The organism is Sphingopyxis sp. BE235, from assembly GCF_031457175.1.
Taxonomy (GTDB): Bacteria; Pseudomonadota; Alphaproteobacteria; order Sphingomonadales; family Sphingomonadaceae; genus Sphingopyxis.
The window spans coordinates 1-23,837 of record NZ_JAVDWC010000004.1 but is presented as its reverse complement, the minus strand read 5'-3'; the positions used below and the strand labels follow the sequence as shown (position 1 = coordinate 23,837).

Below are 23,837 nucleotides of genomic sequence, written 5' to 3'. Positions count from 1 at the left end.
AATATAAGTAATTACTTAAATAAATTATTGCTTGTCAAGGGCGCGTGCCATGCCCATTTTGGGGCATATGGAACGGGTTTTTCAGGCACTGGCGTCGACGCCGCGACGCAAGATTCTCGCCTATCTGGCGCATGCCGAATTGAGCGCGGGCGACATCGCGGCGCGTTTCGAAATGAGCAAACCGGCGGTGTCGCAGCATCTGTCGGTGCTGGAAAATGCGGGGCTGATCGTGAGCGAGAAGCGCGGCCAGTTCGTCTTCTATCGCCTCGTCCCCGAGGCGCTCACCAATGTGCTCAACGGCTATGTGCAGGAAGTCTGCCCGGTTTCGCGGCCGCTGAAGGCCGAATCGCGCGCGCTGGCCGAAAAGCGGCGCGAAGAGGGCTAGCGCTTCCCCCCGAACAACTGCCGCCCCGCGAGGTCGAGCATGATTTCTTCGCTGCCGCCGCCGATCGCGTTGACGCGGACTTCGCGGTAGATGCGTTCGACCTTGCTGCCGGTGATATAGGACGCGCCGCCGAGTACCTGCGCCGCCTCGCGCGCGACGCTTTCCAGCATCCGCGTCGCCTGCACCTTGAGCATTGCGAAGTCGGCGGGGCGGTCCTTGCCGTTTTTGACCTGCCAGGCGCAGAGGTCGACCCATGCCTGCGTCGCTTCGATCTGGCGTTCCATGTCGGCGAGCTTGATGCGGATCGACTGGTGGCCGACGAGCGGCTTGCCGAAGGTTTCGCGGTTCTGCGCCCATTCGGCCGCCTCGGCCATTGCGACGCGCGCGTAGGCGCAGCAGCCCATCGCCATGCCGAGCCGCTCGCTGTTGAAATTGCGCATGATGCCGATGAAGCCGGCGTTTTCCTCGCCGATCAGATTTTCAGCCGGGACGCGGACATCGCTGAAATGGATCGCGGCGGTGTCGCTGCAGCGCCAGCCCATCTTGTCGAGCCTTGTACGCTCGACCCCGGGGCTGTCCATGTCGATGAGGAGCAACGAGATGCCCGCGGCTCCCGGCCCGCCGGTCCGCACCGCGCAGGTCAGCCAGTCGGCGCGCATGCCGCTGGTGATGAACATCTTGCCGCCGTTGACGATATAATCGTCGCCGTCCCGAACCGCGGTGGTCTTGAGGTTCGCAACGTCGCTGCCGCCGCCCGCCTCGGTGATGCCGAGTGCAATGATCTTGTCGCCCGCGAGGACGGGCGGCGCGATGCGTTGCTTCAGCTCATCGGAGCCGCGCGCAATGATCGGGGGCAGGCCGATGCCGTGCGTCATCAGCGAGGCGCCCACGCCCCCCGCGCCGACCGCGGCGAGTTCCTCGGTCAGCACGAGGCTGTGGAAATTGTCGAAGCCGGTGCTGTGCCCGCCATATTGTTCGGGAAAGCGGAGGCCAAGGATGCCCGCGTCCGCAGCTTTCTTGTGGAGTTCGCGCGGCAACTCGCCCTCGGCCTCCCAACGGTCGATGTTGGGCGCGATCTCGCGCGCGACGAACCGGCGGACGCTCTGCGCGAGCGCTTCGTGGGTTTCGTCATAATAGGGCGATCTTGCGCGCCAGTCGTCAAAGGCTGTCATGGTGCGATGCTGCGCGGCGTTGACGTTCCCGTCAAGTCGGGCTTGCGCTGCGGCAACAAGGACTTAAGGTCGCGCGCCATGACAAAGCCCTTCCTGCTCGCCGGCCTCGCCGCATTCGCCCTCATCTCCACCCCCGCCATGGCGCAAAAGTCGCCCGAGGCGACCGCCGAAGCCGCGCTCAAAAAGGCGCCGGTGTTCGACGGGCACAATGACGTGCCATGGGCGCTGCGGCTGCGCGAGGGCAATGTCATCAACGGCTTCGATTTCCAGGACACGACCGACACCGCGAAGCCCGATGCGACGCCGCCCGAGATCGCGATGCACACCGACCTGATGCGGCTGCGCAAGGGGCATGTCGGCGCGCAATTCTGGTCGGTCTATGTGCCGAGCAACCCGAACGAGCAGCTGGCGGTGCAGCAGACGATCGAACAGATCGACGTGATGAAGCGCTTGGTTGCGCGCTACCCGAGCGACCTCGCGCTCGCCTCGACCTCGGCCGAGCTCGAAAAGGCGATGAAGGCGGGCAAGATCGCCGGGATGCTCGGCATGGAGGGCGGCCATTCGATCGGCTCGTCGCTCGCGGTGCTGCGCCAGATGTACGATCTGGGCGCGCGCTATATGACGCTCACCCATTCGAAGAATCTCAGCTGGGCCGACGCCGCTACCGACGCGCCCGCGCACGATGGCCTCACCGATTTCGGCCGCCAGGTGGTGCGCGAGATGAACCGCATCGGGATGATCGTCGATCTGAGCCACGTCAGCGAAGCGACGATGAAGGATGCGCTCGAGGTATCGAAGGCGCCGGTGATGTTCAGCCACTCGGGCGTCCGCGCGATCAATCCGCATCCGCGCAACGTTCCCGACAGCGTGCTGCCTGCGGTGAAGGCCAATGGCGGGATCGTGATGATCGTGCTGCTGCCGGGCTTCCTCGATGCCGATGTCCGCGCGCAGGGTCTCGCGCGCACCGCCGAGCAGGCGCGGCTGAAGGCGATGTATCCGGGTGATCCGGCGGCGGAGAAGGCGGCGCTCAAGGCATGGGATGCGGCCAATCCGATGCCGACGACCAGTATCGCCAAGGTTGCCGAGCATATCGATCATCTCAAAAAGACGATCGGGGTCGATCATATCGGGCTCGGCGGCGATTATGACGGGATGGATTCTGCGCCGGTCGGGATGGAGGATGTGTCGGGATACCCCGCGCTGTTCACCGAACTCGCGAAGCGCGGATACAGTCAGGCCGATCTCGAGAAGATCGCGAGCGGCAACATGCTGCGTGTGCTGAAGGCGGTCGAGGCCTATGCGGCGAGCCAGAAGGGCCAGCCGCCGATCGAGACGCCGGTCGCGAAATAAGAGCTAGGGGCGGCGGCGAAACGGCCAGTCGGTCGCGCCGCCCGCCCATAGCGCCCACCAGATGATGAGCGGCTGTGCGGCAAGGCGCGGGCCGTGATACCACCAGCTCAAAGTCTCGCCGCCGATCGCGATATTGGCGAGCGCGTGGTGAAAGTTCGCGGGCCAGACGCAGAGCGCATAGAGCGCGAGGCCCCAGCCGGCCGCCTTGCGCGTGGCGGGGATCATTAGCCCGATGGCGCCCGCGATCTCGGCGATGCCGGTCGCGGCGACGACCAGCCCGGGCTGCGGCACCCACGGCGGCGTGATCGCGAGGAAGGGCGCGGGGGCCGCAAGGTGGCGATAGCCCGCATAGCCATAAGCCAGCGCGAGCAGCCAGCGCAGTGCCGTGCGGACCGGGGCGTTCAACGCCCGAGCGCGGTGAGCATCGCCTCGATGCTGGTGAATTTTTCGCGCGGGCGGCCGTCGAGCGCGGCCGCGACCTCGGCCTCCTCGATTCGGCGCCAGTCGCGGAAGGTGACGGGGGTGACGTTGCGACTGGCGAGCAGCGCATCGAGACCGGGGCGTCCCGCCTTGCCCGCACCGCGGCCGATATCCTCGAGCACCATTTCACCGATGCGCGCGCCGTCGGGCTTGTTGGTGCCGATCGTTCCCGACGGGCCGCGCCGCGCCCAGCCGACCGCGTAGAGACCGGGCAGGATGCGCCCTTCGTCGCTCGCGAAGCGGCCGCGGCCGTGCTCATAAGGGACGCCGGGGATCGGCGGGGTCTGGTAGCCGATGCAGCTGATCACCAGCCCGGCATCGAGCGCATAGGTCTCGCCCGTGCCGTGACTGGTGAGGTCGGCGTCGAGCGTCGTGCGCTCGACGATCACGCGCTGCACCCGGCCGTCGCCTTCGATCGCGACGGGCATGGCGAAGAAGTCGAAATCGATCGTCACCGGCTTGGCGACCGGGTTGGCGGTGAAGCTGCGCAGGTGGGTGACCGACTTGCGCATGCCGGGTTCGAGCATGGCGTCGTCGCCCTCGGGCGGCAGGTCGGCGGGGTCGACGCGCGGGCTGGCGCGTTCGAGATGGCCGAGTTCGCCGAGCTCCTTCGGCGTCATCGCGATCTGGTGCGGGCCGCGGCGGCCGAGGATCTGGATATGGCGCACCGCGCTTTGCGCCAGTGCATCGCGGGCGTGCGCGACGATGTCGCTACCCGCGAATTCGCCCGGCGTCTTGGCGAGGATGCGCGCGACGTCGAGCGCGACATTGCCGTTGCCGATCACCACGACCCCCGGGGCGTCGAGCGGCGGGTTCAGATCGGCGAAATCGGGGTGGCCGTTGTACCAGCCGACAAAGGCGGCGCTGCCGATCACGCCGGGCAGGTCGGCGCCGGGGATGTCGAGCGGACGGTCGTTGGGTGCGCCGGTTGCGAGGATGACGGCGTCGTAAAGGCCGACAAGTTCGTCGATCGTCACGTCGGTGCCGACCGACACATGGCCGACGAAACGGACATTGTCGGTGAGCGCGGTGCCCTCATAGCGGCGGGACACCGCCTTGATCGACTGGTGGTCGGGCGCGACCCCGGTGCGGATCAGGCCATAGGGGACGGGCAGCCGGTCGATGACGTCGACCGCGATATCGTCCGCTTTCTGTAATGTTTCGGCTGTATAATAACCCGCAGGGCCCGACCCGACGATCGCGACATGACGCATCAACCCACTCCTTCGGGTGTCCGCGCGGGCGCGCGGCCCCTATCTTGTTATGCGGGCGATGCTAGCGGCGAAATGCGTCAGGGCAAGCGGACTTGTTCGAGTGGGCGAACCGGCCTTGACAGCGGGCCCGTGCAGTCATATTTGGCCCGCCTCTGCTGCCCTGTCGTCTAATGGTAAGACTGCGGTTTCTGATACCGCCTATCGAGGTTCGAATCCTCGCGGGGCATCCAAACCTCCTCCTGAGAAATCAAGCTAATTCAAAAAGTTAGGCCTGATTTCCTCAGAGGAGACCAGGCCTTACCCAACAACTTACCCAACAAATTGCGAAATGCCTATTCGCGGGTCTTCGCGATGAGTTCCTTGATCTTTTCGTCGTCCGTGGACGCTTCGATCTGACGGAGCACCGCTTCCAACTCCTCGACGCGGCTCGGCGGCACGTCCGCAGCGACCGGCTGGACGCCCATAGCGAGCCAAGTTTCATCGACTTGCAGAATCTTCGCCAGCGCCGTCATCTTCGCGCGCCGCGGCATCGACATGCCACCGAGCCAACGCCGCACGGTTTCAATCGTGACGTTGATCCGCTGGTGCGCCAGTTCGCGCGTCACCCAAGTCAGGCGGCCGTAGTCGGCCGGACAACGGGGATGGTTGTCCAACGCCTGCTCAAGGCGCTTTGCAAAAGCGCGCTCTCGCGAACCTGGTTGAATGCCGCCCATTGTGCCTCCGATATGTGTCTCTACCGGATTACTAGCCCGCCCCGGCGGTTCTGTGGCTAAACTCATGTTCTTTCCCAAACAAGCCCTTGTGAAGGGGCGCTATATATCAACTTTTAATTGAGATAGCAAGATGGGATTTTATACCAACAAGGGCTAAGTGTTTAATTCTGTTAACACTTTCCGGGTCGTATCATTTCAGAACAATCGGCAGAGAGATGATTAACGCCCGATTTCCGCTTTCACCGCGTCGATAATTCTCTGCTGGTTGGCGTCTTTGACCCCGAGCGCTCCGTAAGCGCGCTCGTCTACGGTCCCGCGGGCCATGATCGGATAAATCCCGACGATACTTTCCTGACCGGGCCGCGGAAGGCGCATATTCGCCTGCAACCAGAGTTCGAGGCTCCACGTCAGGCCGAACCATGCGGCCAGGTGCCCGCCGAATTGCATGTTCGTGCCGTGCCCGCAGGAGGCGGGGTGGGCCAGCAGCTTATTGATTTCTCCGCGGTTCCATCGTGCGATTGCGTCGTCGTGTTCGTTCAAGACGACGGCGTCGGGATGCCGCCGCCGAATCTGGTCTAGGTCGAACCGAAAGCTGTAGAAGATGAGGAAGTTTTCGCCGGCAGCGCGCTCAATGAGTTCGTCGAGCGCGTCTAGCTTTTCCTCGTGGACCGGGATCACCTGCCCGGCCTCGTTGTACATCGAGCCGTTGGCGAACTGCATAAGCTTGTTGGTCAGGACGCCGCTGTTGACGGCCTCGATGTCGTAGACCTCAGAAACGAGAGTCCGCCGGAAACGATGATATTCTGCCATCGTGTCGGCGGGCAGGTCCACCCAAACCGGGGAAATGACGGGGGGCGGGACGATGTCTAGCTTCGGCAGCGACACCATGAGGTCGCTGACCTTCCCCATAATCTCGGCTTCGGAATGATCGTAGGGGGAGATTTCGTGGGTGTACTGGTTCTTCTTGAACCACCTGCCCTCGAACGCCTCGCGATCGTGCCCGAGCCGTTCGCCTTGGTCGAGCAGGAAGAATTGGCCCCACAGGTCGATGAGTTCGCCGGGTGTGCCGGTGAGTTCGATGAGGCGACGGATTTTCGGCCGTGCCTGCGCGAGGACACCGAAGCGAGTCATGCGACCGCCCTTGCGGGTCTTCATTACACCGCTCTTTTTGTCGCGGACTCGAGTCTTCGAGGTCCGCTTCTTCCCGGCTTTGAACATGCTGGATTCGTCAATAATCACCATATCGAAGCGCCAGCCGGTGAGCCCACCGACCTCTTGCCAAAGCCAGGTCAGGTTCTCTCGGTTGATGCAGGTGATTTCCGCATCGAGCGCCAGCGCCGCGCGGCGCTGCTCAGGAGTGCCGACGCAAATGGCCTTCGAGAGGCAGGCCGTGTGCTCCCACGTCTCGATTTCATCCTTCCAGGTGTCTTTTGCGACAAGCTTCGGGCCGACGACGAGGATCCGGGAAACGCGCTGATTGTCGAGTAGCCAGCGCGCGCCGTCGAGCGCGGCGCCGGTCTTGCCGGACGCCATGTGACTGACGATCATCTTGAACCGCTCGCGCTTCACCACATCCGAAATGAAGACCTGTTGTTCGCGCAGCATGGAGCGCGGCCGGCGCTCAGTCCCGTACATAGGGCTTGCCCTCTAGCAGCATACAGGCGGTGTCGCGGTCATCGACGACGTGGACCGTCCAGCCCGCCTCGGCGAACCGTTTCCGTTCCCGCCCCTGATTCCCGGAGAGGCGGCCGGTAATGGCTCGCTTGAACTCGATGATGACGAGACGACCGGCTTTGAAAAACCAACGATCGGGACAGCCGCGGCGGCCGGGATAGACCATCTTGCGCACGAGCCAGCCGCGCAGGACGGCCCACGCGACGACATCGTCCTCAATCTCGGCTTCGAGTTCGGCCACGCTCAGAGCGACGCCGCCTCGGCGCGCAGCATCGGCCCCGGATCGTTATCGTTGGCAGCAATGGCGCCGACCTGACGCAGGATGTCCCACGCCTCCTCAATGTATCGGTCATAGTCGATGTTGTCGGGGAACTCGGACGGCAGGTTCATAATCGGCCGGGACCCATCGGTGCGGCTGACCTTCTTGAAATTGCCGGTCGTCTCGTGCGGTGTTTTATAGAAGATGGGCTCGCCGCCTCGGCACCACGCATAGCGCACCACCTTGCCGATCGGCTCCTCGCGCCATTTCCCGCCGCCCGCGACGTTCACGACCGTCACGAAGCCTCGAATGTCGCGGCTTTCGCGAATGGTCTCACCGGGATCGACCCCGTCGGTAATCCAGCGCAGCGCCGCATCCGAACAGATGGTCATGTTCGGGTTTTTCATCATCTGGCCGCGCAGGTCGCCCTCGGCCCAAGGGTTCGAGAGGGTGCCTTTGCGCTTCACCGAGCCGTCGGATTTGATCGCGTAATAGGTGTTGACCGAGAGATTGTAGATCGCCTGATACTCGGCATATTCGAGCACGAAGCTGGTCTCGCGCTCCCACTGCTCGCAAATGGCGTCGAGCGTCGACTTGAGGTGCTTCGGGCACCGGAAGAGCAGGCCGTCGGTGTTGCCCGACACGACGCCGATACCGGCGAGTTCGGCACGCTCCGCGAGCATGAGGAGCGAAAGCTGCCCGGTAAGCGTGACGGCGATGAGGAGGTGCGGAGCGTGCAGCACGCTCCATTTCGAGCCCAACTTGCCGTAGCAGCCGTTGAGCGCGATCTTGAGCCCCTTATCGACCACGGTGCAGGCAAGCAGTTCTGCCTTGAGCGCGGCGATGCGGTCGCCGAACGCCGCGGGCAATTCGACCTTCTCAATGACCTTGGCTCTGGCCTTCGCGCCCAAGCGCTCGTCGTAAATCTGACGATATGCTTCGAGGAACGCCGGGCCGAGCGCCTTCGGGTACAAGCCTAGCTTGAGGATGATCGACGGGTACTGGCTCGCCACGTCGGCGTCGATAAGGAGATGATTCGCGTCGGCGTGGACCGCCCGGTTCGCCTCGGTCGAATGGAGGCCGCCGATTCCCATCTTGTAGGTCGTGTCGCCGAGTTTGACGTATCGACCGTTGAGCGACTTCGGAAGGTCAACACGGCCGTCGCTTTTCACCCGGAATGTGGTCGCGCGAACCTCGTCCAGGAGGGCGTTCATCTCCGGCGTTTCGAACCGGATGAAGTCGGGGACCTCATATTGGAACTGCGTGCCTGGCGCCACAGGATCGCGCTTAGGACGAAGGCCTGTGATCTGTTCGACGCGCTTTTTGATGATCGCCTCACCAATCTGCGCGTCGCTTTTCGAACGGATGTCGTCGAGACCGTAGCGGTTCGCTACGTCGATCCGCATTTGCAACGGCTCTTCGAGCGCCTTGAACAACTGGTTCCCGGTCGCATCGAGGTCGTTGCCGCAATAGTCGCGGACGTTGTCGGCTTCCTCGCGGGTAAGCCATTTTTCGTGCGGGTAGGGAAGGTCCTGCATGCGAGGGCCGTGCAGGCGCCCGTTGAGGACCTTGAGCCCCTGCATCACCGCGGGGTTCGGTTCGATGAGGTCGATATGGTCGAGCCAGTCGGGGATATAGACCCCGAGTTCGCGGCCTGCGTCCCACCACTTCAAATTCTGGTTGATGATACGGTTCGAGGACGCCTTGAGGTCGGCCAGTGGGGTCCCCGCGAGCGCGAGGAAAATCAGCGGAACGTCGTATGTCTTGCCGTTGAAGGTGACGATCTGGCACGAGCGGAGGATTGTCTGGATGCGATCGGGGTCCCAATTCCCCTCGACGGGACCGCCCGGATGCTCCTGAAATCGCTCGAACGTGAGAATCTGTCCCGTCGCGATGTCCATGAACGCGACGAGGAAATAGTTCTCATAAACTTCGATGTCGTTCGCGAGGGTGCGTTTCATGGCAAACGCCGGGGGAGCGCCTTGGCACGCTCCCCCGGCTTCCCTGCTTAGAGCAAGTCGTCCGTTGCGCCGGACGACTTGCTCCCGGCGGCTGCGCCACCAGCAGGTGCGTCAAACCCGTCCTCCATGAGGCCGGGGACTTCGTCGAGCAGGCCGTCGGCATCGACCGGCTTGGCGCCGAACGCTTCGCCATGGCCCGCGAACTGCACCGCTTCGATGGAGCAGTTGATACGGTTCGGGTTCTGGTGCCGCGTACCGTCATAGGCATAGATGCGGAGGATCGCGTTGACCCGCGCGCCAGCGTACAGCTTCCCGTCGGATTCCTTGAGGCGGACGAACTTTCCGTCGGGTCCTTTCACGCCGTCGATAAGCTGGATCGGGTTGGTTTCGGCCATTGCGGCTTCGCGGGTCTCGCCCTTGCAGCGGCGGTTTGCTGAGATGAACAGCTTGCCGTCGTAGCCATCCCACCGGGCCTTCTTTTCGCCCGTGTCCGGGTCTTCGACCATGCCGCTGCGCAGCGGCCGGCGCTCGACCGGAATCGTCGGGGGATTGCTCGGCCACTTGTCGGCGATGGCGCGGCGAATGCCTTCCTTGATCTGCTCGACCTGCGGATGGTCCGGCCCGATGATAAAGTTCGCTTCGCGGACGTAGGATTTACGCCCTTCGTTCTCATACTCCTTCGGGGTGAAGAGGTCGGGGAACGAGAGGAACACCGGATGTTCGGCGGTGCTCTTGAGAATAATTTCGATGTCAGCAGCCACAATTCTTCCTTTCAAATTCACATCATCACAAAGTCACAGCGTCAGAGGCTCTCAAGCTTGTCATCGACAGTTGCTTTTGCCGGTCGGTCGTCGGCTTCATCGACTAGCACCGGCTTCGCCTCGCCTTCGATGAAGAGGCCCGAATCACTCAGGGCCTTCTTCTCTGCGGCTGGGAGCATTTTGAGTGCCTGAGCCGGAGAACTCAACTTAATAGTGAACTTTTTCTCACCAAGCAGCGGGTCGAGATATTCGGCGGCCTTGTCCTCATTGACCCACTTCTTACGACCTCGCCGACCATCGACGGCTTTGAGGCCCGGCGTCGGTTCACCGTTGATCGCGGCTTGGATCGTCTGCGCGTGCAGGTTCTCAAGCCACTTCTCGATTGCGCCCTTGTGCCGAACGACCCAAGTGCGGCGCTCGGCGGAAAGCGTGTCGTACCGCGGCGGCTGGAACTCGGCACCGATGAGGTTCGCACCGTCGATCGCGTCGAACGAGGAGCCCATGAGGTCGAGCACGAAATCGTCATAGGTCTTGCAACCCGAGACCGCACCCGGCTCGCTCGGCGGCTGTTTGCGGCGGGCGCACCAATAGCAGCCCTTCTCGGACGCCGTGCGCGGCGCGGCCGGATCCAGCGTGCGGAGCGCGGCAGCGCGAACTTCATTCTCGAACTCAAGGAGGTCGTCGAGCGTGCAGCGCCAGTGCCCGCCACCGCCAGCGCATCGCGGTTGGTCGATGATGATTAGGAAATCGGTCGCCTCGGTCTCGTACATGGCGACGTTGCGCCAGAAGCCGAGGGCGTAAATCATCAACTGCTTGTTTCGAACCGGTGAGACCGGAACACCGCGGCCCCACTTGAGGTCGGAGATGACGATGAGGTCCTTACCGACCACGCCGCGGTCGAGCGTGCCGAACTGGCCATCGGTGTCGTACACCTCGCTCAAATCGACCCGGTGTTCGCCATAGAACTTGCCTTCGAACGCGCGAATCTCGTCGAGGCCGGGTTGGAGGTCGTGGGCATCCTCTTCGGTCCACTCGAAGGTCCAGGATTGCAGGACCTTGCCATCGTGGTCCTTCTCGGTGACGGTCAGCTTCGAGCCGATGAAATCATAAGCATCGAGCCCGAGGGCGAGGCAATCGTCCGAGATGGAATGCGCGCCCGTTCCCTCGGCCGCGAACTCGCTGCCGGGATCATACAGGCCTTCGACCGCAGCCGGATAGCCGGCGCACGTCATCCAGGCTTCGGCGCCGGAGGGACCTAATCGGGCGTGTGCGCTCAAGCTGCGTCCTCGATGAGAGTCCAATCGCCGCCCATGCGATCGTTGAACCTTTCAAATCGGCGCCGACCGCGAATGAGGCGGTCGTCGAGAAGAATGCTGACGGTCCTATTTTCCCGGTCGGAGCGACATTCCGGCGTGTCGATGATCCCTCTTTCGGTGGTGTAGGCGCACCGCGACACCCCAAAATCGAAGGACTCAATCAGCGCATCGGGGGTGGAGAACATGTTGATGCCGACAAGATCGACCTGATAGCCGGCCAGTGTGGCGCGGGTGACGATGTCGATGAAGCCCAAAGCCTCATATTCCTCGCGACGATCGCTATCCAACGAGGCGAAATTCGTCGGAATGTCGAGGTCAGCGGAATACGCAAAAACGTCGATGTCCTTCGGCTCGACGCCGAGCAGGTAATCGCGAACCGCTCCGCCTCCGATAACTGCACCGGGGAAGAATGCGAGAATCTGGTCCCACAATTCGGGACCGTTCACGCCGACAATCTCGGGGATCGTCCGCTCAGGCGGAGTGCAGGAGAGTGCTGTGAAGTCGAGCATTCGGGGGCCTCCTTGGCAGGTGCTCAGAAGGACAGCGGGAGCAGGGAGAGGGGAGGACCCCCGCTGGCCATCTGAGCACCTGCCCGACGCAGGAGAGGGGAGGTGCGTCGGGCAGGTGGCGCCGCCGGGCTGCAAGGCCCCGGCGGCGGAACAATCAGAGCAGGTCGTCGTCCGCTTCGGCGGCAGGTGCCGCAGCAGCGGCCGGAGCGTCCTGCGTCGGCGAGCCGTCGAAGTCGTAGGCGGCGTCGAAATCGACCGTCAGGCCAGCGCGCTTGCGGCGGAGATAGAAGACCGCCTGACGTGCCTTGGCCGGTTCGAGTTCGCTGACACGGGCGCCGAGTTTGCCGACGATCTGCTCGACGAAGCCACGGCGCGTCGCGCGCTCGCCTTCTTCGTCGGTCTCACCGAACCACGCGCCGAACGCTGCCGCTGCCTGTTCGGCCGTGACTGCGGCCGGGACCGGCTGAGCGTTCTTGTCAGAAGGGGACGCAGTATTCGTCGCATTTTGGCCATTTGCGGAGTTGTTCGATCCAACTTCCTGCGTACCAGCCTGGTCCGACGACGCTCCCGTGCCCGCGTTCGCACCGGAGTTTCCCTCATCGGCGGGCTTGGCTTTCGCAATCGCATCTTCGATGGCCTTCACGGCGCTCGAACGGTTCTTCCCTGCCTTTTCCTCGGCGAGCATGGCGCTGAGGGTCGCGGCGTCGGCGCTTGCTGCCTTGGTTTTGATGTCGGCGACGCTCAGGCCGTCATCGCCACCTGCTCCACCCGAGGCGGTCGCCCCGGCGCCAGCAGATGCGAGCAGCTTGGCCCGGTCGGCGTTGCTGACTTCGAGCAGGTCGGCCACGCGGTTGAGAGCGGTCGTATTTTCGAGGAGTGCTTGTTCAAGGCTCATTGGATCGTCGTCCCTTCGTGTATGTCGAATCGCAAATGTCGAATCCCATCTGACTTGCTCCTAATGCCTCCGTCTCATTTTCAATGTCAACTTAAAGTTGAACTCTTTTTCTACATCGTCATAAGGTCGGAGCGAATCAGGAGAAGATTGAGATGAGCACCACTGCCCCCAAGTCCGATGCAATCGCAGGGGACCTATATAAGTTGCTCGCGGACAAGCTGCCGGTGTGCTGCAACGGGAACGGGGTTCTGCAAATCGCCACGCTCGCGGACCGGCTGCAAATGAGCCACGAAGGCGTCTATCGCTGGCTCCGCTCCGACGAAATCTCGAAGCGCGGCCGGAAGCGCCTCGTCGAAATCGGCAATGCCGAAGACAATCTCCACCTGCTCGACAATCTCTGCCTGCTCGACATCGCTCCCCTGACCGAAAACGACCTCCGGCCCTTCTCGTAAGCGCGCGACGCCGCACGCTTGTCATCGGGAAAGGAACGCATGTCGATTATCGCAAAAATCCGACCGTATGTAGCCGCAGGGTTCTCGGTCCACTGGCTCAAGGCCCAATCGAAGGCGCCCGTCGAGTCCGCGTGGTCCACCCTGCCGCGCAAGACGCTCGACCAGTTGGAGGCCAGCTATTCGGCTGACCTCAACGTTGGCGTCCGGCTCGGCGAATATTCGAAGGTTGGCGGCGGCTATCTCCACGCCATCGACCTCGATATTCGAAAAGACGACCTTGTCGATGAAGCGCACTCGCGCCTCGCCGCGCTATTCCCGACCTATACGACCCTGCCGCACGTCATCTCGGGCTCAGGCGGTGAAAGCCGCCACTTCTATTTCGTGTCTGACAAGCCGTTCGCGAGCCGCAAGCTGGGGCGATCCGAGGGCTTCTCCATGGTGTTTGATCCCGCGAAAGGGCGGCCGGTCAAAAAGCACGATTGGGAAATTGACCTGTTCGGGACCGGAAAACAGGTGGCAATGCCGCCATCGGTTCACCCCGAAACGGGCGCCGAATATGCGTGGGGCCGCGATTTCGATTGGTCCATGCTCGACCTTGGCATCGCGCCGACGATCCCGGCAAACCATATCGAGGGCATCGCAGTCGTGTCGGAAGGTGGCGCCGATGCCGACGCGCGGCCTCCGATCGGGCTGACGCTCGGCCAGGCGCGTGACCATGTGATGGCATTGCCGACGGAGCAGTGGTGCATCGACCGCGACGGCTGGACAAATGTCGGCATGGCGCTTCATCACGAGTTCGCCGGGCGCGGACTCGCGGGCGAGGCGTTCGGATTGTGGTGCGAGTTCTCGGGCCAGTCCGATAAGTTCGACATCAACGACGCGCGCCGGGTGTGGGTCAGCTTCAAGGACACGAAGAGCCGCAACATCCGCATGGCGACGATCATGCAGGCCGCCCGGCTGGCACGGTTCGAGCGCATGTTCGAGGGGACGATCGAAGCCCAAGGCGACGGGTTCGATGAGACGCCGGGGGACGATGCGCAAACACCCTCAGCACCGCCCGAAAGTGGCGCAAAAGCTGACGGTGCAGCCGAGTTCCAAGCCTCCTCGGCACCGGGTATCGACGACCTCCTTGGCGCGCCCGCCGCAGCGAACGACGATGACGACCTCATCGAGCGCGTGAAGCCGGGCACACCGATCAATCCGGGGCTCGACAATCCGCTCGGCGACCTCGACGACCTCATGGAAAAGGGCAAGCCCGCGGGCTCAGCCGCCGAGTGGATGTCGAAGCTAGATTTCAACGACGACGGCGGGATCCGCCCGACGCTGCCGAACATCCGGCTCATCGTCGCGCACGACATCCGTATCCGCGGCGTCCTTGCCTATAACGAGTTCTCCGAGGGCCTCGTGCGCATGGGCACGCCGGGCAAGCTGGTGAAGAAGCGCGACGGCGCGCAGGGCACCAAGCAACTGTTCGGCTCGATTTGGGAGCGGCGCGACAATGTGAACGGCGACCTTTGGAAGGACGTTCACGATCACGCTGTCCGCGACCTCATCGAAACGCCCGGCCGCATGGGTGGCTATGGGGTGAAGGTGTCGGATCGCGACCTCACCGCAGCGATTTCGATGGCCGCCAGCGACAACCTGTTCCACCCCGTCCGCAATTACCTCGACCGGCTGGAATGGGACGGCAAAAGCCGCCTCGACACGCTGTTCGTCCGCTATTTCGGCGCGCCCGACAACCCGTATACCCGCGGTGTTGCGCGCATGATGATGATTGCGGGCGTGACGCGCATCTACGAGCCGGGCCACAAATTCGACTATGCGGTCATCCTCGAAGGTATGCAGGGCAAGCGGAAGACCACTTTCATCGAGACGCTGGCCTGCCACTGGTTCGGCGAACTGGCGTCCGAGTTCGACAACACGAACAAGATGATCGAGTCGATGCAGAACGCATGGATCATCGAAATTCCCGAACTCTCGGGCTTCTCGAAGCATGACGTGCAGGCAATTAAGGCGTTCATCTCCCGGCGCGTCGATCGCGCCCGCCTCGCATGGGCCAAGCGCGCGCAGGACTACCATCGGCAGTGCATCTTCATCGGGTCAACGAACGACGCGAAGTATCTGCGCGACGAAACCGGCGGGCGCCGCTTCTGGCCGGTGGAATGCCTGCTCGACGAAGACTCGAACATCGACATCGAGGCGCTGCGCGAGGAAGTGGAGCAGCTTTGGGCCGAGGCGCGCGCGGGATACCGTGCGATGCGCGCCGAGCAGCCCAATGGCCCCCTGCCGCTCTATCTTGCTGACGCCGAAGCGAACGAAGAGGCCGAGCGCCTGCAAGAATCGCGTCGCGTCGAGACCGTCGAGGACGCCATGGCCGGGCAAATCGCCGGCTGGCTCGAAATGCCCATCTCGAAGGGTGACGGTTTCGCCGATGACGAGAAGGTGCTGCGCAATGCCACCTGCCTCAAGCAAGTTTGGATCGAAGGGCTCGGCAACGACCCGCGCTCCTATAACGCGCAGGCGGCACAGACGGTCGGCCGGGCGTTCCAGCGTATCAAGGGCTGGGACAACCGCTCGACGCGCACGCGAGACTTCGGGAAGTATGGCAAGCAGCGGGCATATTTCCGCGGCGCGGCGCGCGCTGACCTGGATCGCGGCGGGCTCGACCTCATTTTCTGACCGGTCCCGTTTATCCTTTGATTAACCATCTCGGCGTATCAAGGCGCAAAGGATCGGTTATGAAGCAAAAAATCACCATTGCGCTTGTTCTCGTCGCGATCGCCGCAGTCGCTTATATGACCGCTGGCAACGAACGGATGCGGGATTTTATGTACGAGGCTGCACGCTCGCCGACGCCCTGAATTGTGTTAGTTTGAGCCACGATAGCGCGTCACATCGGCGTAGGTCGGCCGCGCGCCGCATTGCTGGCACCGGAGCCGTTTAATCAGTTTGTAGACGACGGTCTTTTCCGACAGGCCGCGCGCCTGCGCGAATCGCCCGAGCGGCTCGCTTACCGAACGCCCGCAGCCGCAGCGGATGTTGAGATAGCAGCCCATCCGATACCCAATCGGGTCGATCGGCTTCGGTCGATTGTAATTTGCGGCCATGGGGCCGCTTTGGGATGTTCCCTATTCGTTCGCAACCGATTCGGGGCACTGCGTCGGCTCGACATAGACCGCGAGCGTGTGAATTGGGTCTCCGGTGTGCGTGCCGGGAGACCATGCAGCATTGACCCAATGGGCGACTTCCTGGACGGTAAAGCTTGAAGTGCCGTGCTCCGCGCGGGCGGCTTCACCAGCATTGCCCGTGAGCCAGATATACTCGCCGACGGACGGTTTCGCCCGAAGCCAGAGGCTCGCGATTTCCGTGTCGTCGGCGAGCATGATTTTTGCTCCGATCACGCCGGCAGCGCTCGCGGGCTGTCCGGCGCGGCTAGCAGCAATTGCGGATCGTAGCCGAAGAAGACGCTGGTGATAGGAGTAACGCCAGCCCCAATATTCTCGGCGCACCAGGCTTGCCAAACAGCTTGAGCAAAGCGCTCGGCGAATGTGCGCGGCGGTTTCGTGACGCAGAACGGTAGAATTTCGAATGTGGCGGGCATCACATTGCTGCCCGCGGGCTGTCCGGGTGCCCAAGGGGCCAACCGAAGGTGTCATAGCCGACGATAAAATAGGTGTACCCCTGCGCGTGCTGAATATCGCGGATGTCGATCGCGCCGGCCGCCGAACGCACAAGCTGACCGTCCGGCAGCACGAACTCGACGACCTTTGCCTGTTGGGCCTGGATGCGCGCGATGGCGGCCTTGTGCTGCTCGACTGTGATTGGCGGGTGGACGTGGGCGGCAAGGCCGTCCCAATCCGAAGCTGGGGCGGCCGTCGGCTGCGCGCGGCGACCGAAGATGCGTTTCAGGATGCTCATGCTGCGCGCTCCTTGGGGGTGATGTCCGACCATTTCAGCGGCCGTAGGGGCAAGCCGGTAAATCTGTTGATGTCTCCCGGCGCCGACGGGGCGACCATCTCGCCTTTGGCGTCGATTCCCCAATAATCCTTGTCGCCCTCGACGCCCGGAAAGAGCAAGTCGCTCGCATACCGAAAAAAGGAGCGATAGATACGCTCGGATCCGCTGTTGGCGCCGCCGTCTCCGCATCGCGCGATCAGATACTCGAGTCGGCGCTTCGCCCGGCCGCCCGAGCCCTCAGGCCCCCAATAGGGGTGCCCTTTCTGGTGGTGCTCCGTCATTGCAAGGACGCCGTTCGCGCTCACCGCTGCTGAATGATAAGCCTGCACCAGCCGTAGGAGTTCCCCGCGGGTCAGGTCGTCAAATGGCGTCTCGCCATATCGAAGATCGGCCGGCTTCTTGAAGCGGGCTTTGCCTGGAATGCCGCGCGCTGGCGGATAGCGCCCCTCGGTCATCTCAATGTCCCTTATATCGTGTGATTGCGACGCGAGGCGGCTGGCCGAGAGAAACGCTCCACAGGATGTCCCAATGCTCGGGGTCGATCAACAGCGCGGCCTCGCGCTCGGCGATCGACATCCAACGCACCATGGCCGCCTCTTTGCATGCCTGCGCGATGGCAGCATTGGTCGCCTTAACGAGGTCATACGCCTTTTGAGCGATTGGGTCGGTCGTCGGCGGAATATTGAGGTCCGGTTGATTGCTCACGCTCTGTACTCCTGGATCGGCCGGCGGGGGACCAAGACGTGCTCGGGCCAATGGATACGGACATGCTTGACCAGTTTGACATAGGGGCTGTTTCCGTAGCCTCGCACGTCATCGTTGGCGATGGCAGTCAAAATCTTGAACATTGCGGCGTTCAATAGTGCCCTTGAGGCGGGATTATTTGGAACGGCCATCGCTTGCATCTCCGATTCTTTCAATCTCACGTTTAAGTTGAGATTCAGATTTTCGCAAGCAGGAATCTCAGGCCGTCTCAACATTCCGGCCATTGTTGATCGGGCCATCGGGCTTTGAATCCGGTTTTGTGTCTCACGACGTATCGAACACAAGCAAATCACTGATTTTGCGGGGCAAATACAGGTCGAACAGGGTCGATTTGGGACCTGTTCGACCTTAAAGTGCTGATTTCGCATGATAATACACGCAATTGACAGGGTAACAGGGTTTTCCCCCTATACGTGTCATCTCTCACGCTCGCATCACGCCCACTGGTGTTCGCCTTGCGCTCCAATCCTCCTTTTCCGCTTCCCCTCTAATTCGACAACTTCTTATATAATCTTGTTACCCTGTAAATCCTGTGTTCTGACGTGTAATTTCAAGCACTTAAGGTCGAACAGGTCCCCAACCCACCTTGTAACCCTGTTAATTCCCGATCAATCGGCCGCTTTTGATCGAATTTTCCGATAACCGATCTGCGCGACATATCGGGCCAGTCGATCAATGCGCAGCGATTGCGTAGCCCTGATTAACAATCACCCTATGTCTATATAGCAGAATTTGAAAACACCGGGATTCCGCGCTCAGCGCCACCCCCGGAAGCCCCCCGACGCCCGGAAGGACCCTAACCCCCCTCTGAGCAGGCATGAGACGACGAGAGACACAAAGGCCGCGTTCGCATCAATCCACACGGATGCACGGATGCGCATAATGAGAAGGCATGAGAAGCCGTGGGCTCTACTGCTACGCAGAGAGACACCATGAGACACCCAGCAGCCCCCATTGAGGGACTCACGAGTGATCGAATTATTCGATTAGTGAAGCGGTGCAGCTACCCAATGGGCAAGCAATGCCGGCGGGTCAGGCGCGGCGCGGGGCTTGAACAGCAGGGGTAAGGCAAGGTCGAGCAGGTCGAGCGCCACGGGCTCGGCAAGGTCATCGACTCTCAAGCGCGGCGCGCTGGCCACCCATGGCAGGGGTGCAGGTCGGCCAGGGTGCGGGGCGCACATACGAAGAGGCCCGCGGGCGGGTTGCGCCAGCGGGCCAAGGTGAGGGAGCAGAGGAAGGGGGTTAGGGATCCTCGGTGAGTGAATCCAAATAGCGGGTTATCTCATGGGCCGCGGCTCTTGGATTGCGTGCCGCGTCGGCCTTGCGGTACGGGTCATAGAAGCGTGTCGCATGTTCGATTGTGGCATGACGAGCAATCAGGCGGTCGAACGTGTCGCCGCTGATTCGGCCCTTGTTGAGGGCAGCAAGCGCCCGACGGATGCGCCGCAGCAACTCGCACCGCTGCGCGTAGGCGAATGAGGTTGATTGCTCGCTCCTCATAGCCGTTCGATCCGTGCGCAGGTCGGGAAGTCCGACTCTTCGACCGCATAGAGCGGCCCGGCGGCACCATCGCAGCCGAGACCAATGAAGCGGGGCGGGTTGTGCGGCTCGCGCTCGCAATAGGTGACAGGCGCGGCCGTATGGGACTGCAAAGCCGCCATGCAATCGGACAGGGTGACGCCGTGCTCCACGATGTCGCTATTGCCGTCCGCATGTTCGACGATGGCGCGCCACGATTCCTTGACCGCTGGCGCGGGGGTATTCGCTGCGGTGACAATGCCGACCAAAGCGAGCGGAACGATTGCGCCGAGCAGATAGCGGCGCGCGCTCATTGGTCGACCTTTCCAGCAGTCAGGTGCTCGGCCTTGGCGATGTCCCACGCTGTGGACCAAAGCGCCGCATCGTCGGCGTTGGTGGGTGTCATGTCGCGGCCCGTGACTGCCTTGAATGCGACGGCCATGGGGACATTGGCGTCGCAAAAATCGTGGCTCGCGCAAATGCCGGGTTCGGCGGCGAAGTTGCGAACTCGCATCTCTACCCATTCGTCCGGTGAAAGCGTTTTGCGCAGCCCTTCAACGAACGCAAAGGCGATGGCGGCCGGTTCGGTGAATCCCGGCAGGGACCGCAACACGGCGTCCCAATCGTCGGTTTCGAACAGGCTGAGGATTCCGTCGGCGAACTGCCAGCCCCCCTCAGGGTGACGATTGGTGCAGCGCTGCACCTGAAAGCGTGAGAAGTCGCCTCCGGCTTCGCGGTCGTTCGCGTCGGGATAATCCACCCAAAGCACAACGCCGCTCGCCTCATGGATGAAGCAAGGGCAAGGTTCCTGTTTCCAGCTACGATCAATGAAGCCCGCCGGTATTGTCGGCACGGCGTCGGCCGGATAGTCCGGGAACTCTTTGCGAAAATCACTCATGGCGAATATCTCCTTAATAGTGAACTGTTAGGCGCGAATTTCCCGGCCGTGCTTGCTGAAAAGCGGACCCGTGTAGGCGGTCGGGTTGGGCACGCGCTTGGAAGGCGCGGCGCGGTCGAGCCTGTCAAAGGCACGCAGGCCAGCAACGACGATAGCGACGAAGAGGAAGGCAGCGATTGCGATAGGTGCGAACATTGTGATTCCCTTTCCTTTGATGATTCGGGTATACCGCACCAAAGGTTGAATATCAATTAAAACTTGAGATATTCAGATTGGCCAAGGGGCTTTGAAAACGACAACCGCCCAAATGAGCGCCGCGCTGCCATAGGCCAGCCAGCTAGGGCGCCCCTTTCGGCGTTGGTGGCGAAATATGACGATCGTCAGAATGAGCAGGGGGACAAGCGCGCGCATTATGCTGCCTTCTCATTCTCAGCTTCGACCGGTTGCAGATTGCCAAAGCGGGAATCTGTCAGCCAGCCTATCGCCTGTTCAAATGTCTGATAGCGCCCGCCGAACATCGTTCCGAAAGCCCCGTCAGCCCAGGGTTCCCACCCGTCGAAGTCATACGTCGCACCCGGAACATCCCGACGGCCGCCCTCGCTAATGCGATAGAAGATTCCCGCCTTGCCATTCGTCGCTACGCAGTCGCGCGGGATCCAATAGCGCGAGCCGTTTTCGTCGGGCTCGGTTGTTTTATTGGTGTAGGTGATAGCCCGAAGGCCGATCGAGTGAATTTTGGCCAGAATGTTCATTATTCCGCCCCTTTACGAACAACGATCATCACCGACGCAACGCCCGTGCCGCTTTCCTTAAAAGCCCCGGCCGGAATTTCGGCCATTTCGCCGCCCTGCTCTTCGAGCCATTCGCGGAACGTCGAATAAGGGCGTTGCGCGCGGAACGACACGCCCGCCCCCATGATGGCAACTAGTGCGCCACCCGGACGGACCATTTCGAACGCGCGGCGGACGTGCTCGACATCCTGCCCGTTCTCAAACGGGGGATTCATAATCACGGCGGCAAATTGTCGCGCGGTGTCGAGTTCCATAAAGTCGCCCTGCTCGACCTCGTGCCCCTTGAGGCGCAGAATATCCGCAAGGCTGGCATGGCGTTCGATGCAATGGACATTGTGCCCGGCGTCGCGCAGCGCGTCGGCAATAGCCCCGCTGCCTGCGCTCGGTTCGAGTACGTCCGCGCCGTCGGGCAATTCGGCCCGTTCGATCATCTCGACCACCAACGCCGACGGCGTCGGGAAATAACCGGGAATTTTGGCAAACCTCATAGCTTCGAGTTGCCGCCGCAGTTCCTCTTCGTTGGCGCGCGCCGGATCGGTGGGAGCATCGAGCAACGCCCACGCCGCGGCGGCCTTGTCATTCTTCGCAAGGTCGCGATGGTCATAGGGACGGCCAAGGGGGCGCCCTGCGTCATAATAACCGCCGCCGCGGTCCATCGCCTCGGCCGCCAAGTCGAAAAGTTCCGCCTTGGTCGAGACGCGAGCGAGGGCCGAAGGATAATCGCCGGCTTCGAGACGCTCGGCAAGAGTGCGGGCAATCCGCTGCGCTCGCTCCCACTGCGTCCCCTCGTTGCGCGCCTCTGCCGCCATGCGGGCCTTGCGGGGCGTGTTCGTGTCGCGGTCGCGCAAACAGTGGTCAATCTTCGCTTGCATGCTATCGGCGTGCGCGCGCAGCTTGGCCGGACCGGTAGAGGGTGCGGGTTTGCTGTCGGCGACGGGTCGCGCCTTCCCCTCATTTGACCCCGGCGCCGCGCCTCCCTGCTCGGCGACAAACTGGCGGGCTTTCGCTCCGTCCTTAAACGCGAAACCGCCGGGCGTGCCGCCCCAGGGCTTCGAGTACCAACCGCCGAGCGGTCGAGCCGCGGACAACAGCGCGTCATAGGTGTCGCGGTCAACGCGCTCGCCCATGATAGCGATATGCATCTGAAAGCCCTTTTTCGTGTGCGTGTGCTCTTCGATCGTGAACAGGCCGCCCGCAGCGCTTGGCGGGATGTCGCGAGTTGCCGCCGCCGGCTTTGCCGGAGTAATGCCCTTAGCCGAGTCGCTGAATTCCAGTCCCGCTACCGCGAAATACTGACCGTGGGATTTTTTGACGCACCAACCGCTAGAGTCGCGCCAGCCATTCTTGAGATAGTAGCCCGCACCCATGCTGTATTTTTCGCGGTGCTCGGCATTTTCGGGAGCCTCGGCAAGGTGCGCCGTTTCGGGGAAGGTTGCGGCCGCCTTTCGCATTTCCGCGAACAGGTCGCGCCGATGAGAAGACCAGGCGAGCACTACAGTCCGCACGGTCCGATGATTGTGATAGTCGCTTGCGCTGTCGCTGGCGTCCTCGTGCAATTCTGCGATGATAGCGCATTCGGCCCACGCCGGTTTGTACTGAGCAATAGCGGACTCGGCGGCCGATCGGCCGGCTTGCGTCTCTACTTGCTCTTGCTGATAGGCGGCGCGGCGCGTTTCGGCCGCCGAGTCCGCGAGTGCCAGAAGGTCCGCAACGTCCGACCGGGCGGGAAAGCGTTCACCGTCAGCGGCTCGCTTGGTCGCCGTATATTCGTCCATAGTGAACCGCTTTGCGTCGCTTGACACTGCGACGATGTCCCACCGGATCGGCGACATAGGGGCAGGACCACCAATAGCCAGAAATTGACCGGCCGCGTTTGGCTCGATGGTCGCAACCCAATGCAACCCGTGGGCGCTGCAATAGAGCGGCTGTCCAACGATGACGGGGCAGGGGGCGACGATGGTAGTTTGTGCGTTCATGGTAAGACTCCCTCAGTAGTTCAATTAAATAGTGATATTGTGGGCGCAATTCGACTGCCGGGCGCGGTCAAACCGGCCGATCCAGTCGGAAACCTTGCTGTTCGACGCTTCCCGCGCTGCCTCAACTTCCCGGAGGTGCTCAGCTTCGCGAATGGCGGCCAAGCGCTCCGCAGCGATAGCGGCGAACAGTTCGTGACGATCCGCGAAGCCCCGGCGACGCGCGGCGGCGTCGGCTTCCCATTCGCACCGGTTCACAGTTCCGGCCCTTCCTCGTCAAAGTCGGGTTCGGATCCGAGCGCGCGGCCGAGCGTGCGGAGTTCGGACAGAAGCGTTTCGCGTTCGTCGCCAAAGACCTTGCGGACATAGTCGTCGGGCGCATCGGACTCGACGCCCCAAAGGCCAGCCGACTCGATGGTCAGGACCCGAAACGAATTGCCGCCAATCGGAATATGGATAATCGCGCGGCACCGAAGGCCGATATATTCCCAATCGCCAGCCTCGAACGCTGCCATGCGCGCGGTAGCGAAGTGCGTTTGCTGCTCATACTCGGCCGCGTGCTGCGAACCGTTCACGTCGGTCGGAAGCGGGTCGCCGATATAGCCGGGCGCCTCAGGATCAAGCGACGGCCAAAAACCCTCGTCCCTCTCGTCGGGGCGCTCGTCAGTCATTTCGACTTCGCGAACGCAATCCCACGATTGAGGATCAGCGTGCAATAGGCACCCCCTTCGTGGGGTGATCGGCGTGCAAAAAGGACCCCTTCATCCCGGGGATTTAGTCGGCCGACTGGTTTT

At 62.4% G+C, this 23,837-nt stretch carries 31 protein-coding genes and 1 tRNA gene; 6 read left to right on the top strand and 26 right to left on the bottom strand.

All coding sequences use genetic code 11. The features are described from left to right. The first annotated feature begins 49 nt into the window (after window positions 1-49). Window positions 50-385 carry a metalloregulator ArsR/SmtB family transcription factor gene (locus tag J2X38_RS16475; RefSeq protein ID WP_310255542.1) on the top strand — a complete coding sequence of 112 codons (336 nt, stop codon included), beginning with the start codon at window positions 50-52 and terminating at the stop codon, window positions 383-385. Here J2X38_RS16475 and J2X38_RS16470 read toward each other — a convergent pair. Then, window positions 382-1,557: an acyl-CoA dehydrogenase family protein gene (locus J2X38_RS16470; protein WP_310255540.1), complete on the bottom strand. Its 1,176-nt coding sequence runs from the start codon at window positions 1,555-1,557 to the stop codon at window positions 382-384. The two genes, J2X38_RS16475 and J2X38_RS16470, sit on opposite strands and share 4 nt — an antisense overlap. Window positions 1,558-1,635: 78 nt before the next feature. Between J2X38_RS16470 and J2X38_RS16465 the strand changes: the two genes are divergently transcribed. Further along, entirely contained in the window at window positions 1,636-2,907 is a 1,272-nt protein-coding gene (locus tag J2X38_RS16465; protein WP_310255538.1) for a dipeptidase, read from the top strand. 3 nt (window positions 2,908-2,910) lie between these two features. Here J2X38_RS16465 and J2X38_RS16460 read toward each other — a convergent pair whose 3' ends face one another. Both J2X38_RS16460 and J2X38_RS16455 read right to left on the bottom strand, forming a co-directional pair. Further along, window positions 2,911-3,312: a DoxX family protein gene (locus J2X38_RS16460; protein WP_310255536.1), complete on the bottom strand. Its 402-nt coding sequence runs from the start codon at window positions 3,310-3,312 to the stop codon at window positions 2,911-2,913. Next, on the bottom strand, window positions 3,309-4,601 hold the full coding sequence (locus J2X38_RS16455; protein ID WP_310255534.1) for an FAD-dependent oxidoreductase: 1,293 nt from the start codon (window positions 4,599-4,601) through the stop codon (window positions 3,309-3,311). The genes J2X38_RS16460 and J2X38_RS16455 overlap by 4 nt, the downstream gene beginning before the upstream one ends. 156 nt (window positions 4,602-4,757) lie before the next feature. On the opposite strand from J2X38_RS16455, the gene J2X38_RS16450 reads away from it, so the two are divergent. Beyond that, a tRNA-Gln gene (locus J2X38_RS16450) sits at window positions 4,758-4,831 on the top strand. 102 nt (window positions 4,832-4,933) lie between these two features. Here the strand turns inward: J2X38_RS16450 and J2X38_RS16445 are convergent. The 8 genes from J2X38_RS16445 to J2X38_RS16410 form a co-directional block, all read right to left on the bottom strand. Continuing rightward, entirely contained in the window at window positions 4,934-5,314 is a 381-nt protein-coding gene (locus J2X38_RS16445; RefSeq protein WP_310255532.1) for a hypothetical protein, read from the bottom strand. Between the two features lie 219 nt (window positions 5,315-5,533). Further along, complete coding sequence (locus J2X38_RS16440; protein ID WP_310255530.1) at window positions 5,534-6,949, bottom strand: SNF2-related protein; 1,416 nt, start codon at window positions 6,947-6,949, stop codon at window positions 5,534-5,536. Then, a complete protein-coding gene (locus J2X38_RS16435; protein ID WP_310255528.1) occupies window positions 6,936-7,229 on the bottom strand; it encodes a hypothetical protein in 294 nt (97 codons plus the stop codon). The genes J2X38_RS16440 and J2X38_RS16435 overlap by 14 nt, the downstream gene beginning before the upstream one ends. Before the next feature lie 2 nt (window positions 7,230-7,231). After that, window positions 7,232-9,208, bottom strand: coding sequence for a hypothetical protein (locus tag J2X38_RS16430; RefSeq protein ID WP_310255527.1), 1,977 nt, complete (start codon window positions 9,206-9,208; stop codon window positions 7,232-7,234). A gap of 47 nt (window positions 9,209-9,255) precedes the next feature. Continuing rightward, window positions 9,256-9,969, bottom strand: coding sequence for an ssDNA-binding protein (locus J2X38_RS16425; RefSeq protein ID WP_310255526.1), 714 nt, complete (start codon window positions 9,967-9,969; stop codon window positions 9,256-9,258). Between the two features lie 41 nt (window positions 9,970-10,010). Beyond that, a complete protein-coding gene (locus J2X38_RS16420; protein ID WP_310255524.1) occupies window positions 10,011-11,246 on the bottom strand; it encodes a DUF2800 domain-containing protein in 1,236 nt (411 codons plus the stop codon). After that, the gene (locus tag J2X38_RS16415) at window positions 11,243-11,794 is read right to left on the bottom strand and encodes a hypothetical protein (RefSeq protein ID WP_310255522.1); all 552 of its coding nucleotides are present in this window, start codon (window positions 11,792-11,794) and stop codon (window positions 11,243-11,245) included. The genes J2X38_RS16420 and J2X38_RS16415 overlap by 4 nt, the downstream gene beginning before the upstream one ends. A gap of 154 nt (window positions 11,795-11,948) precedes the next feature. Next, window positions 11,949-12,641, bottom strand: a complete 693-nt coding sequence (locus J2X38_RS16410) for a hypothetical protein (RefSeq protein ID WP_310255520.1) — start codon at window positions 12,639-12,641, stop codon at window positions 11,949-11,951. Between the two features lie 200 nt (window positions 12,642-12,841). Between J2X38_RS16410 and J2X38_RS16405 the strand changes: the two genes are divergently transcribed. The 3 genes from J2X38_RS16405 to J2X38_RS16395 are packed head-to-tail and all read left to right on the top strand — an operon-like array spanning window position 12,842 to window position 16,002. After that, window positions 12,842-13,141 (top strand): hypothetical protein, encoded by a 300-nt coding sequence (locus tag J2X38_RS16405; RefSeq protein ID WP_310255518.1) that lies wholly within the window; start codon window positions 12,842-12,844, stop codon window positions 13,139-13,141. Window positions 13,142-13,180: 39 nt separating this feature from the next. Continuing rightward, on the top strand, window positions 13,181-15,820 hold the full coding sequence (locus tag J2X38_RS16400; protein WP_310255516.1) for a VapE domain-containing protein: 2,640 nt from the start codon (window positions 13,181-13,183) through the stop codon (window positions 15,818-15,820). Window positions 15,821-15,879: 59 nt separating this feature from the next. Further along, window positions 15,880-16,002 (top strand): hypothetical protein, encoded by a 123-nt coding sequence (locus J2X38_RS16395; RefSeq protein ID WP_310255514.1) that lies wholly within the window; start codon window positions 15,880-15,882, stop codon window positions 16,000-16,002. A gap of 6 nt (window positions 16,003-16,008) precedes the next feature. Here the strand turns inward: J2X38_RS16395 and J2X38_RS16390 are convergent, their stop codons facing one another. The 15 genes from J2X38_RS16390 to J2X38_RS16320 form a co-directional block, all read right to left on the bottom strand. Then, window positions 16,009-16,248, bottom strand: coding sequence for a hypothetical protein (locus J2X38_RS16390; protein WP_310255513.1), 240 nt, complete (start codon window positions 16,246-16,248; stop codon window positions 16,009-16,011). 21 nt (window positions 16,249-16,269) lie between these two features. After that, window positions 16,270-16,524, bottom strand: a complete 255-nt coding sequence (locus tag J2X38_RS16385; RefSeq protein WP_310255511.1) for a hypothetical protein — start codon at window positions 16,522-16,524, stop codon at window positions 16,270-16,272. Between the two features lie 14 nt (window positions 16,525-16,538). Continuing rightward, window positions 16,539-16,742: a hypothetical protein gene (locus tag J2X38_RS16380; RefSeq protein WP_310255508.1), complete on the bottom strand. Its 204-nt coding sequence runs from the start codon at window positions 16,740-16,742 to the stop codon at window positions 16,539-16,541. Then, window positions 16,742-17,059: a hypothetical protein gene (locus tag J2X38_RS16375; RefSeq protein ID WP_310255506.1), complete on the bottom strand. Its 318-nt coding sequence runs from the start codon at window positions 17,057-17,059 to the stop codon at window positions 16,742-16,744. Before J2X38_RS16375 ends, J2X38_RS16380 begins: the two co-directional genes overlap by 1 nt. Further along, on the bottom strand, window positions 17,056-17,553 hold the full coding sequence (locus J2X38_RS16370; protein ID WP_310255504.1) for a hypothetical protein: 498 nt from the start codon (window positions 17,551-17,553) through the stop codon (window positions 17,056-17,058). Before J2X38_RS16370 ends, J2X38_RS16375 begins: the two co-directional genes overlap by 4 nt. A 1-nt stretch (window position 17,554) precedes the next feature. Continuing rightward, window positions 17,555-17,803, bottom strand: coding sequence for a hypothetical protein (locus J2X38_RS16365; RefSeq protein ID WP_310255502.1), 249 nt, complete (start codon window positions 17,801-17,803; stop codon window positions 17,555-17,557). A 1,046-nt stretch (window positions 17,804-18,849) separates the two neighbouring features. Then, a complete protein-coding gene (locus J2X38_RS16360) occupies window positions 18,850-18,984 on the bottom strand; it encodes a hypothetical protein (RefSeq protein WP_310255500.1) in 135 nt (44 codons plus the stop codon). A gap of 121 nt (window positions 18,985-19,105) precedes the next feature. Next, on the bottom strand, window positions 19,106-19,363 hold the full coding sequence (locus J2X38_RS16355) for a hypothetical protein (RefSeq protein WP_310255499.1): 258 nt from the start codon (window positions 19,361-19,363) through the stop codon (window positions 19,106-19,108). Next, window positions 19,360-19,695, bottom strand: coding sequence for a hypothetical protein (locus J2X38_RS16350; protein ID WP_310255497.1), 336 nt, complete (start codon window positions 19,693-19,695; stop codon window positions 19,360-19,362). Before J2X38_RS16350 ends, J2X38_RS16355 begins: the two co-directional genes overlap by 4 nt. Continuing rightward, window positions 19,692-20,279, bottom strand: a complete 588-nt coding sequence (locus tag J2X38_RS16345) for a hypothetical protein (protein ID WP_310255495.1) — start codon at window positions 20,277-20,279, stop codon at window positions 19,692-19,694. The genes J2X38_RS16350 and J2X38_RS16345 overlap by 4 nt, the downstream gene beginning before the upstream one ends. Window positions 20,280-20,306: 27 nt before the next feature. After that, on the bottom strand, window positions 20,307-20,474 hold the full coding sequence (locus J2X38_RS16340) for a hypothetical protein (protein ID WP_310255493.1): 168 nt from the start codon (window positions 20,472-20,474) through the stop codon (window positions 20,307-20,309). 215 nt (window positions 20,475-20,689) lie between these two features. Then, window positions 20,690-21,031, bottom strand: coding sequence for a hypothetical protein (locus tag J2X38_RS16335; protein WP_310255491.1), 342 nt, complete (start codon window positions 21,029-21,031; stop codon window positions 20,690-20,692). Then, complete coding sequence (locus tag J2X38_RS16330; protein WP_310255489.1) at window positions 21,031-23,046, bottom strand: hypothetical protein; 2,016 nt, start codon at window positions 23,044-23,046, stop codon at window positions 21,031-21,033. Before J2X38_RS16330 ends, J2X38_RS16335 begins: the two co-directional genes overlap by 1 nt. A 24-nt stretch (window positions 23,047-23,070) precedes the next feature. Then, window positions 23,071-23,301 carry a hypothetical protein gene (locus J2X38_RS16325; protein WP_310255487.1) on the bottom strand — a complete coding sequence of 77 codons (231 nt, stop codon included), beginning with the start codon at window positions 23,299-23,301 and terminating at the stop codon, window positions 23,071-23,073. Then, entirely contained in the window at window positions 23,298-23,714 is a 417-nt protein-coding gene (locus tag J2X38_RS16320) for a hypothetical protein (protein ID WP_310255486.1), read from the bottom strand. The genes J2X38_RS16325 and J2X38_RS16320 overlap by 4 nt, the downstream gene beginning before the upstream one ends. Window positions 23,715-23,837: the final 123 nt, after the last annotated feature.